The sequence below is a fragment of the Bacillus cereus group sp. BfR-BA-01524 genome (assembly GCF_022662595.1).
In the GTDB taxonomy this organism is placed as follows: domain Bacteria; phylum Bacillota; class Bacilli; order Bacillales; family Bacillaceae_G; genus Bacillus_A; species Bacillus_A thuringiensis_S.
Genome location: NZ_JAKUDW010000113.1, coordinates 1 through 16,647, shown reverse-complemented (window position 1 = coordinate 16,647; position 16,647 = coordinate 1). Strand labels below are relative to the sequence as shown.

The following is a 16,647-nucleotide window of genomic DNA, read 5'->3' as shown; positions in this document are numbered from 1 at the left end:
AAAGATGAGTAAAAAACAACAAGGTTATAACAAGGCAACTTCTGGTGCTAGTATTCAAAGTACAAATGCTAGTTATGGTACAGAGTTTGCAACTGAAACAAATGTACAAGCAGTAAAACAAGCAAACGCACAATCAGAAGCAAAGAAAGCACAAGCTTCTGGTACACAAAGTGCAAACGCTAGTTATGGTACAGAATTTGCAACTGAAACAGACGTGCATGCTGTGAAAAAACAAAATGCTAAGTCAGCTGCAAAACAATCGCAATCTTCTAGTTCAAACGAGTAATGAAAGAAAAACACTTCTCCAATTCGAGAGAAGTGTTTTCTTTGTGTGTGGGTCATTGTAATGAAAAGAAAGTGAACGACATAACTTCTAATAAGTCAACAAATGTTGTCAAAGGAGAAGGAAGTTAAAGATTAGAAATATGTAATTAGGAATAATAACTGATGAAGAAATCCAAAAGGGGGTAAGTAATGAACGATTTTGATAAGTTGGTGGGAGAACAATTGGAAACGATGGATGAGCTGTTAAAATTGCAATCACACTTAGAGAAGTATCAGCAAATTGAAATGAGTGAAAAGGATACGTGCGATAAAAAAGACTTACATTTTATTCGCCAAGAAATATATAGAACAGAAGTAGCGTTGAAGCTATTACATGAAAAATTCGAAAAGCAAACGAATAGTGTGATAAAATCTTTTGAAACTGAAAAAATGATTTCAAATTTAGGATAAGATATATTATTGCCTTCAGGTGAAAAGTCCTTCAAATAGAGAGGGGCTTTTTCTATTACATGTCCTCGTTTATAAATAATACAGTACAATCCTTGTTTTCTGAGAAGATTGGGTATTATTGTATTCAACGTTAAACCTCCTGCATATTCAGTGTGGAAAATAGAGTCTTATCCCTTTAGTTTTAAAATTTTGACAAAAAAGTTATAATAGAAGAAAAGTGAATGCCGTTCAAAGGGCATTTGCAGTTGAAAGAAGGGAGCATATATGGGATTTCCCAAAGAAGGAGAAAAAGTACAAATACATAGTTATAAACATAATGGCTCCATTCATAGAATGTGGGAAGAAACAACAATTTTAAAAGGGACACAGAGTCTTGTGATCGGAGCGAATGATCGTACAGTAGTTACAGAATCGGATGGCCGAACATGGATTACGCGTGAACCAGCAATTTGTTATTTTCATGCCAACTATTGGTTTAATGTGATTGGGATGCTTAGGGAAGAGGGCGTATATTATTATTGTAATTTAAGCTCCCCTTTTGCGTATGATTCTGAAGCATTAAAGTATATTGATTATGATTTAGATATTAAAGTGTATCCAGATATGACATATACGCTTCTAGATGAAGATGAGTATGAAAAACATAGTCAAATTATGCAGTATCCACCTGTTATCGATACAATTTTAAAACGAAATGTAGCACATTTAACACAGTGGATTCATCAAAGAAAAGGTCCGTTCGCACCAGACTTCGTAGATATGTGGTATGAACGATATTTAATGTACAGAAATTAAAACAAACCTGCAGGGGGCTTCCCGGCAGGTTTGTCCTATTAGAGGGGGGATTATGTGCAGGGCATAAAAAGATATTTACAATTTGTTAAACCATATCGATGGCTTATCGCTATTACAATTATTATTGGACTAGTTAAGTTTGGTATCCCACTTATTATGCCGTGGTTATTAAAGTATATTATCGATGATGTAATTCAAGGCGGAGGTTCACTTCAAGATAAAACATCTCAATTAATAACAGCGATTGGAATTGCTTTTTTTATTTTTGCGGTATTAAGACCACCGATTGAATATTATCGTCAATATTTCGCGCAGCGTATCGCAAATACAATACTGTATGATTTACGGAAGTATATTTTCGGTCACTTACAAAAGTTAAGTTTACGTTATTACTCCAATACAAAAACAGGAGAGGTTATTTCGCGCGTCATCCATGATGTAGAACAAACGAAAGATTTTGTAATTACTGGTTTGATGAACGTCTGGTTAGATACTGCAACAATTGCTATTGCCATCATTGTTATGTTTTCTATGAATATAAAATTAACATTTGTTGCGTTATTTATTTTACCTATTTATGTAATTGCAGTGAAATATTTTTTCGGACGTCTTCGGAAATTGACGAAAGAGCGTTCACAAGCGTTAGCGACGATGCAAGGGTATTTGCATGAACGTATTCAAGGGATGCAAGTGACACGTAGCTTTGCGTTAGAAGAGTATGAGGGGAAGCAGTTTGAAAAAAGAAATAATGAATTTTTAACGAAAGCATTAACCCATACAAGTTGGACGGCGAGAACATTTTCGGCAGTAAATACGTTAACAGATTTAGGTCCGTTACTTGTGATTGGTTTTGCAGCATATGAAGTAATTCAGGGGCAGTTAACGCTAGGAACGATGGTAGCTTTTGTTGGATATATGGATAGTTTATATAGTCCGCTTCGCCGCCTTGTTAATTCATCTACAACATTAACACAATCTTTTGCATCGATGGACCGAGTGTTTGAACTGTTAGATGAAAAATACGATATTGTTAATGTGCCAAATGCGGTACAAACGAAAAAATTAAATGGAGAAATTGTATTTGATAATGTTTTTTTTCGTTATAATGCAGATGAAAAAGAGATATTACACAACCTGTCATTAACTATGCAGCCTGGGGAGAAAGTAGCGCTTGTAGGAGCGAGTGGGGGAGGAAAGTCATCTCTTGCTAGTTTGATCCCGCGTTTCTATGATGTTTCTGAAGGTGCGGTTTATGTAGATGGGATAGATGTAAGAAAGTATAATATGAGAAATTTACGTAGTAATATTGGAATTGTACTGCAAGATAATTTATTGTTTAGCGATACAATTGGAGCTAATATTTTATATGGAAATCCGAAAGCTACAGAGCAAGAAGTGATTGCAGCTGCCAAAGCTGCGCAAATTCATGATTTTATTATAGACTTACCAGATGGTTATAATACTGTCGTTGGAGAACGTGGTGTGAAGCTATCGGGCGGGCAAAGACAACGCGTGGCAATTGCACGAGTGTTTCTAAAGAATCCGTCGGTCCTTATATTAGATGAAGCAACTTCGGCATTAGATTTAGAAAATGAAAGGTATATTCAAGAGGCGCTTCAGACGTTAGCTGCTGACCGGACGACGATTATAATCGCACATCGATTAGCGACGATTACGCATGTTGATACGATTATTTACATTGAAGACGGTGAGATTAAAGAGACTGGTTCTCATGCAGAGTTAATGCGAAAAAGAGGATTTTATTACAATTTATATCAACTTCAACATATAACAGAAACAGCTCCTTTAGCATAAAAGGAGCTGTTTTTTTATTCGTCTTCTTTTTTATCATCGATTTGGAGTTCTTTTTCTGGTTTATGGTATGTGTAGAAGCTATCTACAAGTAAATCTAAATGCTCTACTTCTTCACTATAGTTAATGATGGAAGAAATAAGAGGGAAGAGGTGTAACCATGTTTTATATGCTTCTTCATCGTCCTTATTTTGATATTCCATAAAGATATCAATTAATTCTTGTTTACCTGTTTCAACTTCATCAAGCATTTCAACTGATTGTTGTTTTTTTGCTTTACCAATAAATTTTAATAAAACTTGTTCATGATAATGCGTTAATGAGTCAAGTTCGTTTTGGATAGATTCCTGAAATTCTTCCGGCATATAGCGCAGTTCATTTTCAGTACGGTGTAATGATTTTAACGTACTTAAAGCACGGCTTGTTGTCGCTAACATTTGTCTGAATAAAACGAGCTTACGAATTTTTGCGAACTTTACTTTTTTCGTGTAGCTTCTTTCTTCTTTATACAGCAAATAGTAATGGTTTAGTTTGATCATTTTTTCTTTCATACGATCAATATCAGTTTTTAGCGTTGTAAAATCAGAAGCTTGCCTGCTATTCATTCGAATCCATTTTACAATTTCTTCTGTATTATCAACGATACGATGATAAAGTTTTGTTTCATATTTGGGCGGCATAAATACTAAATTTACAAGTGAAGCCGCAATAATACCAATCATAATCGTTGCAAAGCGAAGTAAGGCAAAACTAAAGAAATCTTCGCCTTGATACTCCATAATGGCGATAACTGTTACTAAAGCAATTGATATTGTGTTTTCTAATCGTAATTGCAGTGTAAGAGCAATTACTAATATACATGTTAATCCAATAATAAAAGGATTATGTCCAAAAGCAGTAGCAAATGCGATAGCAAATATCGCACCAATTACATTTGCTTGAATTTGTTCAAGTGCGGTTAAATAAGAACGGTATACAGACGGTTGAACAGCAAAGATAGCTGAAATTCCCGCAAATACCGGACTCGGTAATTGAAGTAAAATACAAGCAAATAAAGCTAACGTGATGGCAATACCCGTTTTTAAAATGCGAGCACCAAGTTTCATACCCTTAATAAGATCCTTTCTCTTGTCATAATGAATGTACAACATGATACTATACATTCATTACAATATGTTAGCAAGTGATATTTTAGTGACGTTAAAAGAAATTAGTATTTATTTTATCGCGCTAATTGTGAACAGTAAGATTCCCGCCTCTAAATTCAGTAGCTGGATGCCGGTAAACGTTCAATTGCTGTAGGCTAATTAAAGTTTCACTTTATAATTTTTCCTAATTTCTTTTAAACATCAGTTTTTAGTAAAAAGACCTGCTGAATTTCAGCAGGTCTCAAATTGTTACTATAGATTACTATGAGAAGTGTACTTCGTCAATTTTTTCTTAATAATGAAAATTACTCATGTTACTCTGTTGAGATAGATGGATCTGCCTGTTCTTTTTTCGGGATAATTTCAAAAAACTGGTTTTGTATATCATCTAATAACGGAGTTAACAAAGCAACTTCCTCATATTGCTCATGCTCGTTTAGTACACGAATATAGTCTAGCAATAATTCAGTTACATCTTTCAAACCATTTTTACTAATTGGTTGTAATGTAACATTTGCCCCTTTTGCGATTCTTCTTTTTAAGGCCTGTTCTGTTAAGCCTAAGTTTGAATCATGACGCAAATAAACAATACCGCCAGTCATGCCGGCGCAAATCCATGGACCAGGGTCACCTAAAACAAGCGCTCGCCCATTTGTCATATATTCAAAAGCAAACCCTTTAATATTGGAGTATGCCCCTATATTTCCGTGCTCTTTTTCACGGAGTGGTTTTGTTATTCTACCTCCAATTATCATGTCTGCCCCAGAAAGGCGAATGCCAGCGCGAGCATCAGCGTTACCTTGCACGTATAGTGCCCCTTTTTGTGCACCATATCCAAATCCTTTTCCGACAGAACCGTTATAATATACTCCGTCTTTTCCTTTTGATTTCGTGATATAAATACCACCACCAAAGGAAGTTTTACCAATGCCATCTTGTGCGCCGCCATTTACGTGTATAAATAAATTTTCACTATTGTAAGCACCTAACCCATTTCCGGGAATAGAACCATTCGTATACTTTAATGTAAGTGGTTCAAGTTGAGTAGCTTCATATAGTTTACTGCGAACGCGATAACATGATTCTAGACCACCCATAACGCGTTGCTCTACACCAACGCCTACTAATTCTTTTGAGTCAGCGGAATGAACGGTTTTAAATTGTTTTTCCGGTACGTCTTCTGTTGTTGTAACAGATGGATGTTCTATTATTTGTAGTAAATTACATAAGTTTAATAAATTTTCGCCTCGAACTTGCTCTAATAAATCAGAACGCCCGACAATTGCTTGTAAATTTGTATATCCAAGCTGTCCTGTTAATCGTTTTAGTTCTACACCGAAAGAGGTGAATAAATTTAACAGGCCGGCAACTGCGCTTTCTAATTCGCGCGGGACGAAGCGGCGTAATCCATGTTCTTTTGCTTGTGCTTCAGACTCAATTTGTGTCGCAATTCCAACATGGCAAGTATCTAGATGGCACCCACGGCAAGTAGTACAACCGATTGCAATCATTGATAGTGTGCCAAATCCAATACGGTTTGCTCCGAGGAGCATGATTTTCAAGGCATCATTTACACTTCGAATACCACCATCTGCCCAAATCTCTACTTTATGTCTCATACTTGCTTCTAATAAAGCGTTGTGAGCGGCTTTAACACCAATTTCTACAGGAAGACCTACATGCTGCAATGCGTGAATACGTGCAGCACCTGTTCCGCCATCGAATCCGCTAATGTTAATAAAATCAGCACCAGCTTTGGCGATACCGACAGCAATTGTTCCGATATTAGGAACGACAGGGACTTTCACGGCTACTTTGGCAAGTTGATTAGCTGTTTTAATTTCTGTAATCATTTGAGCTAAATCTTCAATTGAATAAATATCATGGTTATTAGAAGGTGAAATTAAATCTGAGCCGATTGTCGCATTACGTGCTTCAGCTATTTTGGCTGTCACTTTTGAACCAGGTAAATGTCCACCTTCCCCAGGCTTTGCGCCTTGACCGATCTTGATTTCAATTAAGTTTGATGAGTTTAGTAGTTCGGCATTTACTCCAAATCGTCCAGATGCCACTTGTTGTCCACGTGTATGTGGGTATTTCCCAATCATATCTTTAATTTCGCCGCCTTCACCGTTCAAGCTAATCATATTTAGCTGATCGGCCGCTTCTGCATATGCGCGAAAGGCGATTTCGTTTTGAGAACCAAATGACATAGAACTAATAATAAATGGTAAATTATGATTTTGAATGCCGATAGATACTTCTTCAGTTGGAACGACATGTTTTGTTTGTTTCGTTTGAACAAGGTGTCTGATTGCGATTGGATTATTCTCTTCTAGTTCACTTAACTTGTCACGGTAATCATCATAAGAATTTCCTTTTGCAACATCGCCAATTGCTTTCCAAATTCGCGGGAATATATGAAATGATTTTCGCATTCTAATTTTAGGATTGTTATAATCCTCTGCTCGTATTTTTGCATCTTCAGCAAGTGATTCAAGTGAAAAAGCTAAATCATTTGAACCGAAGAAATTTGTAATTTGTAATATATTTGCGATTTCCTCATGTAACCCAATAGATGAATAGAGACGTCCGTAACCACGTAACTCATGAATTCCAATTGTTGAAATGACTTTTTCTAATCCTTTATTAAGTGCATTATACAGATTCGTAATTGGTGTTTTTGTTCCATCATTTACAGTCGCGAATAATAAATATGGATTAATACTATCTGCTCCTAATCCATATAGCGTGACAATGTCATGTAAGGAGCGAAGGGCACCAGAACGTATAACGAGAGAACAATTGCGGCGTAATTTATTTTCACTTAATGCTTGATGTACTTTAGCGGTAACTAAATGTGGATCAATCCACAAGCGTTCATTTAGATGGGCTTTTGCGTCATCTAATACTAGTAGAGAAGCACCATTGTTAACAGCAGCTATCGCTTCAGAACTAATGCGGCTTAATGCACATTGCAGGGTTTCTGACAAACTGAATGTAGCAGAGATTGTGGCGATAGAGTTATGAGTCATAAATAGCTCTATGAGTTGTTCGTACGTAATTGTGTGTAATTCCTCTGCAATGGGTTGTGCCACACTGCCTTCTAAAATAATCGGTGAAAGCATTTCAACTACAAATGGCCGTTTTGCACCGATTAATAAACTTGGACGCTCTCCAAGTACAGTACGTGTAGAGAAGTGTTCAATTTCACGGTCGCGGTCAATTGCAGGGTTTGTAACAACAGCTACACTTTCTTTAATAAAGTCAGCGATATTTCGTCTATCAGTATCAAGTGCGGCAAGTGGTGAGTCATGCCCAAGTGAGCGTATTGGCTCAACGCCTTTTGTTGCCATCTGTTCAAGGAGCTGAATATGTTCTCGGTCCCATCCGAAAGCGACGTATTGTTTCGTTTCAACTTGAACAGAATCACATAGCCCTTGGATTTTTTTCGTTTCAGGGATAGATAAATTTAAATGGTAATTGGTAGTATCAATTCGCTTTTTAAAACGGTTATATACTTGGATTTGATATTTGTCATATTCATAAAGAACAAGTTCATCTTGTTCATTCCATTTTAATCCGACTTTTTCTCCAGGAGCGAGTGGTTTTGGTTCTGCTACATATTTAGTTGGTGATACAACTCCAGGTTCAGAAGAGAAAATAAAAGAGCTCTCTGTCTCTACTTTCCATACGGGGCGTAATCCAAGGGAATCAACACTGAAAACAGCTTCATCTTTAAAACGGGAAATGATTCCAGCTGGTCCTTGTGCAAAATGTCCCCATGCTTCACGTATATACGTATATAAATCTTGTAAAGGTGTTTCATAAAGTTTAATTTCATTAATAATTGGTGGGAATAGAATTTCCATTGCTTCAAATAAGCTGTAGTCGTATTGAACAAGTAGGGTTTCTAAGGTGCGGTTTAAATCTTGAGAGTCACTGCCTCCAGCAGTAAGTGGTACATCAATCATTTCAGCCTGATCGCGTAATTTTGCAATTGTGTTAATTTCACCATTATGTCCGAGAATGCTAAATGGTTGTACACGAAAAAAATTAGATAATGTATTAGTAGAGTAGCGGTTATGTCCTAATGTCATAGTTGAAGCGATAAGTGGATGTTGTAAATCATTATAGTAGGCAACAAGTGTATCACCAGCACCTAGAACTTTATATACAACATGATCACGACTTAATGAAGCAACATGAATTGCTTCGTTTTCCTCTATTTTTATTGTGACAGCAAATAATGTTTGCTCAATATTTGTAATTTCGTTTTCTGCGATAAGGGCAACTTGCCAAAATAAAGGTTCTTCTTGTTTACCAAGTGGACCGAGTGCATCCGAGTTTGTTACATCATCACTTTCGAAAATGATTGTAAAGTTTTTGTTGTTTAATTGCGTACGAATATAATCTTTTAAGATAGTAATGTTTTCTTTTTTATTTAGAAAAAAATGTCCAACGATAAAGTGGGGATGATCCACAATCGTTGGATTATATCCGCTACTTTTTAGTTTTTCATTCCAAAGCGCTTTTGGTATATCAATGTGAATGCCGATCCCATCGCCCTCGCCATTAATGAAACCAGCTCTATGATTCATTTTGACGAGTGATTGTATACAAAGGTCAATGTTTTCTTTTGTAGCAATTTTTCGTTTCTCCATAACGGAAACGATTCCACACGCATCGTGTTCTGCATTTCTATAATCTCGAAATAAAGACGGTGTCCATGTATTTTTTGTATTGAGCATCCGTCAATCCCCCCTCTTGTAAAAGTTAGAATAATCTTACTATTTAAGGTGCAAATCACCTTGTACACAGAGATAGTAATGCTGTAAAAGAATATAAAACAGATAATTATGAATAATTATACTATTAATACGGAATTTATGAAATAGAAAAAAGGAAAAAAGAAAGGTGAGCTTTCTTTTTTCCTTTTAATGACGGGATTATTTATTGTCTGCTAGGGCAGCAAATGCTCTGCCGACAGCTTCGATTGTATATTCAATATCTTCTTTTGTATGTTCTGTCGTTAAGAACCATGCCTCGTATTTAGAAGGTGCTAAGTTAACTCCTTCTTGCAGCATAAGCTTGAAGAATTTACCGAACATTTCACCGTCTGTATCTTGTGCGGCATCGTAATCTTCAATTGTATTTGTTGTGAAGTATACAGTTAAAGCTCCTTTTAGACGGTTTAATGTAATGTCGATATTATGTTTCGTTGCTTGCTCTAAAATTCCTTTTTCAAGCATTGCACCAAGTTCATCTAATTTCTCGTAAAGTCCTTCTTGTTGAAGCACTTCTAGACAAGCGATACCTGATGCCATAGAAGCAGGATTTCCTGCCATTGTACCAGCTTGGTATGCAGGTCCTAGCGGAGCAACTTGTTCCATAATTTCTTTCTTACCACCGTAAGCACCGATCGGTAAACCGCCGCCAATAACTTTACCAAGCGCTGTTAAGTCAGGTGTCACACCAAGTAAGTCTTGAGCACCACCGTACATAAAGCGGAAAGCAGTAATAACTTCATCGTAAATTACTAGTGCGCCAGCTTCGTGAACAAGTTCATTCACTTTTTCAAGGAATCCTGGTTTAGGCTCTACAATACCGAAGTTTCCAACGATTGGTTCTACAAGGATAGCTGCTACTTCATGACCCCATTTATCTAACGCTTCTTTTAAAGTTTCTACATTATTAAATGGAACGGTAATAACTTCTTGTGCGATACTTTGTGGTACGCCAGCTGAGTCAGGAGTTCCTAAAGTAGAAGGACCAGATCCAGCTGCCACAAGTACTAAATCAGAATGACCGTGGTAACAACCAGCAAATTTCATGATTTTTGTGCGACCTGTATAAGCACGAGCAACACGAATCGTTGTCATCACTGCTTCTGTACCAGAGTTTACAAAACGGACTTTATCTAATGCAGGCATTGCTTCTTTTAACATTTTTGCGAATTTTACCTCTAGCGCTGTTGGTGTTCCATAAAGTACCCCATTTTCAGCAGCTGTTGTAATTGCTTTTGTTATATGCGGATGAGCATGTCCAGTAATAATAGGACCGTATGCTGCTAAATAATCGATATATTTATTTCCGTCTATATCCCAGAAATAAGCGCCTTTCCCGCGTTCCATAGCAACAGGAGCGCCGCCGCCAACTGCTTTAAAAGAACGAGAAGGACTGTTAACACCGCCAACGATATGCTCTAAAGCTTCTTTATGTAATGCTTCTGACTTTGTGAATTTCACTACAATTCATCTCCTTACAAAAATCTATGTATTATTCTAACATGTTTTTCGAAAAGACGTATTGTTTGTGATAGCGAAGGCAGTTGGGTAAACTATTCGTTGTGACATTTAGGAGGGGGGTCCGATTATGAAATCGGTAATTGAGGTACAAGGGTTACGTAAAGAGTTTACAGCCTATTCAAGTCGTCCGGGCTTAAAGGGTGCATTTCGCGATTTATTAAATCGTAATTATAAAATAGTACCAGCAGTAAATGATGTATCTTTTACTGTAAAGCAAGGTGAAATGGTTGGTTATATCGGTGAGAACGGTGCTGGTAAATCAACAACAATTAAAATGCTTACGGGGATTTTGACTCCGACATCAGGGCAAATCATAGTAAATGGAATGAATCCACATAAACAAAGAGAAGAATTTGTAAGAACAATTGGTGTTGTCTTTGGACAGCGCTCGCAACTTTGGTGGGATATTGCAGTCCAAGAATCGTTTCGTTTATTAAAGAAGGTGTATGGTGTATCAGACGCTCAGTATAAGGAGCATATGGAGCACGTAATTGAAACGTTAGATATAGGACCTTTATTAGATAAACCAGTTCGAAAATTATCTCTTGGTCAAAGGATGCGTTGTGAATTAGCAGCAGCCTTAATTCATAATCCACCGTTATTATTTTTAGATGAGCCAACAATTGGGTTAGATGTACTTGTGAAATTGAAAATACGTGAATTTTTAAAAGAAATGAATGAACGTTATAAAACAACAATTTTATTAACTACTCATGATATTACTGATATTGAAGCTTTATGTGAGCGTGTTATCATGCTGGATGAAGGAAATATTATGTATGACGGTTCTTTAAATAATCTTCGTACGCAGTGGGGAGCAGAGAAGGAAATACACTTTCAGTTTGTTGCACCAGTTTCCTATCAGGCTTTATCAATGGTTATGCCAGATAATCATGTCGTTTGGTCGAAAGCGAAAGAGGAAAACGCGTGGGTTGCAAAAATTCCGAATGAAGAAGTTATTATTTCAATGCTTATTTCTAAAGTAGTACAAGCATTTCAAATTAAAGATTTAAAAATTAACGAAGTGTCTACAGAGGAAATTATTCGTAACATTTATGAAGAAGGTATTACGCATGGGTAAGTATATTGAAATGATTCGAATTCGCTTTTTAATGATGCTTGCGTATCGTACAAATTACTATAGCGGGATTTTAATTTATACAATTAATATCGGTGCTTACTATTTCTTATGGCAAGCAATTTATAGCGGAAAAGAGAATATTGAAAGTTTATCTATTTCGCAAATGACCACGTATATCGCAATCGCTTGGATGGCACGTGCCTTCTATTTTAATAATATAGATAGGGAAATTGCGATGGAGATTCAAGAAGGACGTGTGGCTGTAGAATTAATTCGTCCGTATAACTATTTGGGAATGAAAGTTATGCAAGGTCTTGGCGAGGGAATATTCCGTTTTGCCTTCTTTTCTATTCCAGGCATGGTTATCGTTACGTTATTATTTTCGTTGCAAATTACAACGAATTTTCAAACTTGGTTATATTTCTTCTTATCTTTAATATTTAGTTTTATTATTAATACACAAATTAATTTAATGACGGGAATGCTTACGTTTTTCCTATTTAATAATAGTGGAATTATGTATGCAAAACGCGTTGTTATTGATTTATTTTCAGGTCTATTATTACCAATTAGTTTTTATCCGTTATGGGCCCAAAAAGCAATGATGTTTTTACCGTTTCAGGCGATTAGTTATATTCCAAGTATGATTTTTTCTGAAGGTATACAGGGGAGTAAGTTGTATGAGGCTTTAGTATTTCAAGTGATTTGGGCAATTGTACTTATTATTCCAATTGTACTCATGTGGAGAACGGCGAGAAAACGTCTAATTGTACAAGGGGGATGATGAGATGCTATATATAAACTTATTTTTACAATATGCAAGTCAATATATAAAAACGAAATTGGAGTATCGAGGCGATTTTATCGTTGGTTTACTTTCTGATTTATCGCTTCAAGCAGTTAATTTAATATTTATTCTCGTTGTATTTGGGCATACACAAGCATTGAAGGGATGGAGTCGAGAAGAGGTAATCTTTATTTATGGGTTCTTTTTAGTGCCATTTGCCATTTTTTCAGCTTTCTTTAATATATGGGACTTTAATGATCGATACATTATTAAAGGGGAGATGGATCGTGTATTAACGCGACCGATTCATAGCTTATTTCAAATTATATTAGAAAGAATGGAACTTGAATCTTTAATTGGAGCCATTACAGGGATTGTTGTAATGGGATATGCAGCTGTGGAGTTACAATTATCTTTTTACTGGTATGATTTCTTTTTATTTATATTGATGGTAGGAGGAGGAGCGCTTGTATATGGAGGGATATTTGTTACGCTTGCGAGCCTTGGTTTTTGGTCGGATGCGAAAAGTTCAATTATGCCCCTTATGTATAACATAGGTAATTACGGGCGCTATCCTGTTAATATTTATAATCGTGTAATTCGTTTCATTTTAACGTTTGTTTTACCGTTTGCGTTTGTTGGAGTATATCCAGCAGCATACTTTTTAAGAAAAACAGAATGGAATAGTTATGCATTCGCGACGCCAATTGTTGGTGTTATCTGTTTTACGATTGCAATCAACCTCTGGAACCAAGGAGTAAAAAGGTACCGTGGCGCGGGTAATTAATTATAGAAGCTTGTTCGTTTCTAAGGGATAAATCAGTCCTCCACCTCATACATATAAAATGAGGTGGAGGACATGTTATGGGGATTTATTCTATTAATTGCAGCAATCGCTATTTTGAAAAGTGTCCAATTATTATGGAGTTCATATTCAGATTCAACGCGTTTTTTTTCGCTGTATAATTTGGCCACATTATTTTTGATCTATACAACAGTACTGATCGCGTTTGGATTAAGTTACGTTGTATTAGAGGAAATGGGTTTCTCAGTTTTGAAAGAGGACGGAGAAAGTTTGAATGCTCATTCTTTTCAACTCGTTGAAGTTTGTTTATATTTTAGCGCAGTTACTTTATTGTCTGTTGGATATGGTGACATATCTCCGATTGGAATTGGGCGATGGATTGCAATCGCAGAAGCGCTAATTGGATATACACTCCCTTTTGCTTTTGTGATGAGGTCTGTAATAGGCAATGAAAAATAAGGAAGCATTTGTTATAGTAAAGGAAAAGAGTAGGAGTGATAACTATGATTACAGTAGGAGAAATGGCACCAGAATTCACATTAGAGGGAAGTAACGGAGAAGAAGTTAGCCTAGCTGATTTCCGCGGTAAAAATGTAGTTCTCTATTTTTACCCGAAAGATATGACGCCAGGATGTACAACTGAAGCATGTGATTTTCGTGATGCGTATGGAGTATTTCAAGAGAAGGATACGGTTATTCTTGGAGTAAGTCCTGATTCAGCGAATAGACATTTGAAATTCATTGAGAAACATGAATTGCCATTTACACTTTTAGTAGATGAAGATCATAAAGTAGCAGAGTTATATGATGTTTGGAAGTTGAAAAAGAACTTTGGGAAAGAGTATATGGGAATCGAGCGTTCTACATTCCTTATTAATAAAGACGGTGAACTTGTAAAAGAGTGGCGTAAAGTGAAAGTGAAAGGACATATTGAGGATGTTCTTTCTTATATAAAATAAATCTATAGTGGAGATAAAATATGCAGAAACAAGGCAAGTGTCTATACATATTTTACTGCCTTACATAAAGTGGAAGTGTAGGGCATACCTCCTCAGATGATAGTATTCCAAGTGCGATTATGTCGCACTTTTTTCTATGTAATATTATGAGGGAAAAGGGAAAGATACATAAAAACAAGCCCTGAATATAAAAATAAACCACATACTTATAGTAGAAATATTGACGATTTATAAGAAAAGGAGTACACTCTTTATAAGAATTATAAAATAATAATCCGTATAGAATCGGGGTGCATGACGGTGGTCAAAGAAGAATTAAAAGAAGCGCTAGAAATGCTGAAAAATACGGGTGTACGCATTACTCCACAGCGTCATGCTATTTTAGAGTACCTTGTGGAATCAATGACGCACCCAACAGCGGATGATATTTATAAAGCATTAGAAGGTAAGTTTCCAAATATGAGTGTTGCAACTGTCTATAATAACTTACGTGTGTTTAAAGAGGTTGGACTTGTAAAGGAATTAACTTATGGAGACGCTTCAAGTAGATTTGATTATGTTACAAGTCAACATTATCATGTAATTTGCGAAAAATGTGGTAAGATTGTTGATTTTCCTTATGGAGGCTTGGAAAAGCTGGAAGAGGAAGCTGCGAAAACGACAGGCTTCGTTATCAATAGTCATCGCTTAGAAATTTATGGCGTTTGTCCAGAGTGTCATAAGGCGTAATATATAATAAAGAAAGAGGCTGACGGCTATACGTCAGCCTCTTTCTTTATTATATAAGGATTAGCGTGAGGTTAATCGGGATTTACAGTGCTAAGTTAGTAAGGAGGGTTAGATAAAAGTTTGTCGAATTTACTTTGTATTGGTGGAAATGAATTCTTGGAGGGGACATTTTGAAGAAATATGAGATTAAAAGTGACATTCCAACATTGGAAGAATATAAATATTTATGTGATTCTGTGGGATGGACTAATTATATGAACTTTGAGGTGGCGGAAATATCACTTCAAAATTCGATTTACTGTATAACAGTCAAGGATAATAATCAAATCATCGGCATGGGGAGAATTGTTGGTGATGGGGCTATCTATTTCTATATTCAAGATATAGTGGTTCATCCAGAGTATCAAAAGAATGGTATTGGAAAGGAAATAATGAATACTTTAGTAGAATACTTAAATCAGAATGCTCCAGATAAAGCATTCATTGGTTTGTTTGCGTCGCAAGGTAAAACGTCATTCTACGAAAAATATGATTTTAAAGATTATTCGCCTAACATGACAGGGATGTTTACTGTTATTTCGAAAAAATAGGTGTAATAAATTTAATAAAACAATTAAAAAGTTGATTTCTTAATAAATCAACTTTTTAATGAGTTGAAACGTTTGTAGTGTTGCAAACTCGTATTTCCCTTGATACTTATGATTTATAACTCTTCTTATTATACTTTTCATCAAATTCTTTTCCTTCTAGATCTCGATCTAGTGTTAAAGGTTGATTGCAGTGCATACATGCATCGACACGGCCGAGCATTTTTGTTGGCTTATCACAGCTTGGACAAATAATTTGGATAGTCTTAGTAGATAACATACCAATCCAAAAGTAAACGACAGTGCTAGCGATAACAGCTAAAAAGCCAACCATCATAAACGTTGTCATAACAATAATGTTTTCGCGGAAAAAGACACCTAAGTATGCAATGAAGAGGCCGATAAATACTAAACTTAATGCAAAGGTCCGGATTTTATTGATTTTGTTTGAATACTTAATGCTCATTCTCACCACACTCCTATAATAATAATATAACATAAAATTTAGAATTTTCACTCTCGTGTAAATTGATAAAGGGATAAGATATGAAATGGATAGGAGGGGGCCATGAAGAATGAATGGGTGCTATAATGATTTTTACAGCGATTTTTAAGTTTTTAACGGGATGTGAAATTTTTTTGTAAAAAGTATTGACCCTGTATATACTGCATGATATATTAATAACCGTCGCTGATGCGGAAACGCAGAAAACGACAAAAAGAAATTAAAAAACTTAGTTGACATTGAAAAATGAAGATGTTAACATAAGGAAGTCGCAAATGAGCGACCAAGTAGTTCTTTGAAAACTGAACGAAACAAACAACGTGAAACGTCAATTTTTATTTTTAGATGCTAGACAAACTAACTTTATTGGAGAGTTTGATCCTGGCTCAGGATGAA

The 16,647-nt window shown here is 35.9% G+C and carries 15 protein-coding genes; 11 read left to right on the top strand and 4 right to left on the bottom strand.

From position 1 onward, the window contains the following. Positions 1-4: 4 nt before the first annotated feature. The 4 genes from MR170_RS26295 (at position 5) to MR170_RS26280 (ending at position 3,345) form a co-directional block, all read left to right on the top strand. Positions 5-286 carry a gamma-type small acid-soluble spore protein gene (locus tag MR170_RS26295; protein ID WP_242309966.1) on the top strand — a complete coding sequence of 94 codons (282 nt, stop codon included), beginning with the start codon at positions 5-7 and terminating at the stop codon, positions 284-286. Positions 287-474: 188 nt separating this feature from the next. Next, positions 475-735 (top strand): YgaB family protein, encoded by a 261-nt coding sequence (locus MR170_RS26290; protein ID WP_000997587.1) that lies wholly within the window; start codon positions 475-477, stop codon positions 733-735. 264 nt (positions 736-999) lie between these two features. Then, the gene (gene ntdP / locus MR170_RS26285; RefSeq protein WP_000506627.1) at positions 1,000-1,530 is read left to right on the top strand and encodes a nucleoside tri-diphosphate phosphatase; all 531 of its coding nucleotides are present in this window, start codon (positions 1,000-1,002) and stop codon (positions 1,528-1,530) included. A gap of 54 nt (positions 1,531-1,584) precedes the next feature. Further along, positions 1,585-3,345 carry an ABC transporter ATP-binding protein gene (locus MR170_RS26280; protein WP_242309964.1) on the top strand — a complete coding sequence of 587 codons (1,761 nt, stop codon included), beginning with the start codon at positions 1,585-1,587 and terminating at the stop codon, positions 3,343-3,345. Between the two features lie 14 nt (positions 3,346-3,359). Here MR170_RS26280 and MR170_RS26275 read toward each other — a convergent pair whose 3' ends face one another. The 3 genes from MR170_RS26275 to hemL form a co-directional block, all read right to left on the bottom strand. Further along, positions 3,360-4,448 carry an aromatic acid exporter family protein gene (locus tag MR170_RS26275; protein ID WP_000765787.1) on the bottom strand — a complete coding sequence of 363 codons (1,089 nt, stop codon included), beginning with the start codon at positions 4,446-4,448 and terminating at the stop codon, positions 3,360-3,362. 356 nt (positions 4,449-4,804) lie between these two features. Further along, positions 4,805-9,241 (bottom strand): glutamate synthase-related protein, encoded by a 4,437-nt coding sequence (locus tag MR170_RS26270; RefSeq protein WP_242309961.1) that lies wholly within the window; start codon positions 9,239-9,241, stop codon positions 4,805-4,807. 198 nt (positions 9,242-9,439) lie between these two features. Continuing rightward, positions 9,440-10,738 carry a glutamate-1-semialdehyde-2,1-aminomutase gene (hemL, locus tag MR170_RS26265; RefSeq protein WP_242309958.1) on the bottom strand — a complete coding sequence of 433 codons (1,299 nt, stop codon included), beginning with the start codon at positions 10,736-10,738 and terminating at the stop codon, positions 9,440-9,442. Positions 10,739-10,865: 127 nt separating this feature from the next. Between hemL and MR170_RS26260 the strand changes: the two genes are divergently transcribed. The 7 genes from MR170_RS26260 to MR170_RS26230 all read left to right on the top strand — a co-directional run bounded on the left by MR170_RS26260 (position 10,866) and on the right by MR170_RS26230 (position 15,749). Then, entirely contained in the window at positions 10,866-11,879 is a 1,014-nt protein-coding gene (locus MR170_RS26260) for an ABC transporter ATP-binding protein (RefSeq protein WP_016083617.1), read from the top strand. Further along, on the top strand, positions 11,872-12,663 hold the full coding sequence (locus MR170_RS26255; RefSeq protein ID WP_000521519.1) for an ABC transporter permease: 792 nt from the start codon (positions 11,872-11,874) through the stop codon (positions 12,661-12,663). Before MR170_RS26260 ends, MR170_RS26255 begins: the two co-directional genes overlap by 8 nt. Before the next feature lie 4 nt (positions 12,664-12,667). Beyond that, on the top strand, positions 12,668-13,453 hold the full coding sequence (locus MR170_RS26250) for an ABC transporter permease (RefSeq protein ID WP_016083616.1): 786 nt from the start codon (positions 12,668-12,670) through the stop codon (positions 13,451-13,453). Between the two features lie 72 nt (positions 13,454-13,525). Further along, positions 13,526-13,930: a potassium channel family protein gene (locus tag MR170_RS26245; protein WP_016083615.1), complete on the top strand. Its 405-nt coding sequence runs from the start codon at positions 13,526-13,528 to the stop codon at positions 13,928-13,930. 44 nt (positions 13,931-13,974) lie between these two features. Continuing rightward, positions 13,975-14,430, top strand: a complete 456-nt coding sequence (bcp, locus tag MR170_RS26240; RefSeq protein WP_000633711.1) for a thioredoxin-dependent thiol peroxidase — start codon at positions 13,975-13,977, stop codon at positions 14,428-14,430. Positions 14,431-14,730: 300 nt separating this feature from the next. Continuing rightward, positions 14,731-15,159 (top strand): peroxide-responsive transcriptional repressor PerR, encoded by a 429-nt coding sequence (perR, locus tag MR170_RS26235; RefSeq protein ID WP_000237829.1) that lies wholly within the window; start codon positions 14,731-14,733, stop codon positions 15,157-15,159. A gap of 170 nt (positions 15,160-15,329) precedes the next feature. Further along, positions 15,330-15,749, top strand: a complete 420-nt coding sequence (locus tag MR170_RS26230; RefSeq protein ID WP_016083614.1) for a GNAT family N-acetyltransferase — start codon at positions 15,330-15,332, stop codon at positions 15,747-15,749. Between the two features lie 106 nt (positions 15,750-15,855). Here MR170_RS26230 and MR170_RS26225 read toward each other — a convergent pair whose 3' ends face one another. Beyond that, complete coding sequence (locus tag MR170_RS26225; protein ID WP_000025067.1) at positions 15,856-16,212, bottom strand: YgzB family protein; 357 nt, start codon at positions 16,210-16,212, stop codon at positions 15,856-15,858. Between the last annotated feature and the right edge of the window lie 435 nt (positions 16,213-16,647).

Bases quoted from the DNA above. Each gene is read 5' to 3' on its own strand.
- MR170_RS26295 (WP_242309966.1), top strand. From the start codon at position 5: ATGAGTAAAAAACAACAAGGTTATAACAAGGCAACTTCTGGTGCTAGT.
- bcp (WP_000633711.1), top strand. From the start codon at position 13,975: ATGATTACAGTAGGAGAAATGGCACCAGAATTCACATTAGAGGGAAGT.
- MR170_RS26290 (WP_000997587.1), top strand. From the start codon at position 475: ATGAACGATTTTGATAAGTTGGTGGGAGAACAATTGGAAACGATGGAT.
- MR170_RS26245 (WP_016083615.1), top strand. From the start codon at position 13,526: ATGTTATGGGGATTTATTCTATTAATTGCAGCAATCGCTATTTTGAAA.
- MR170_RS26260 (WP_016083617.1), top strand. From the start codon at position 10,866: ATGAAATCGGTAATTGAGGTACAAGGGTTACGTAAAGAGTTTACAGCC.
- MR170_RS26275 (WP_000765787.1), bottom strand. From the start codon at position 4,448: ATGAAACTTGGTGCTCGCATTTTAAAAACGGGTATTGCCATCACGTTA.
- MR170_RS26255 (WP_000521519.1), top strand. From the start codon at position 11,872: ATGGGTAAGTATATTGAAATGATTCGAATTCGCTTTTTAATGATGCTT.
- ntdP (WP_000506627.1), top strand. From the start codon at position 1,000: ATGGGATTTCCCAAAGAAGGAGAAAAAGTACAAATACATAGTTATAAA.
- MR170_RS26250 (WP_016083616.1), top strand. From the start codon at position 12,668: ATGCTATATATAAACTTATTTTTACAATATGCAAGTCAATATATAAAA.
- MR170_RS26270 (WP_242309961.1), bottom strand. From the start codon at position 9,241: ATGCTCAATACAAAAAATACATGGACACCGTCTTTATTTCGAGATTAT.
- MR170_RS26225 (WP_000025067.1), bottom strand. From the start codon at position 16,212: ATGAGCATTAAGTATTCAAACAAAATCAATAAAATCCGGACCTTTGCA.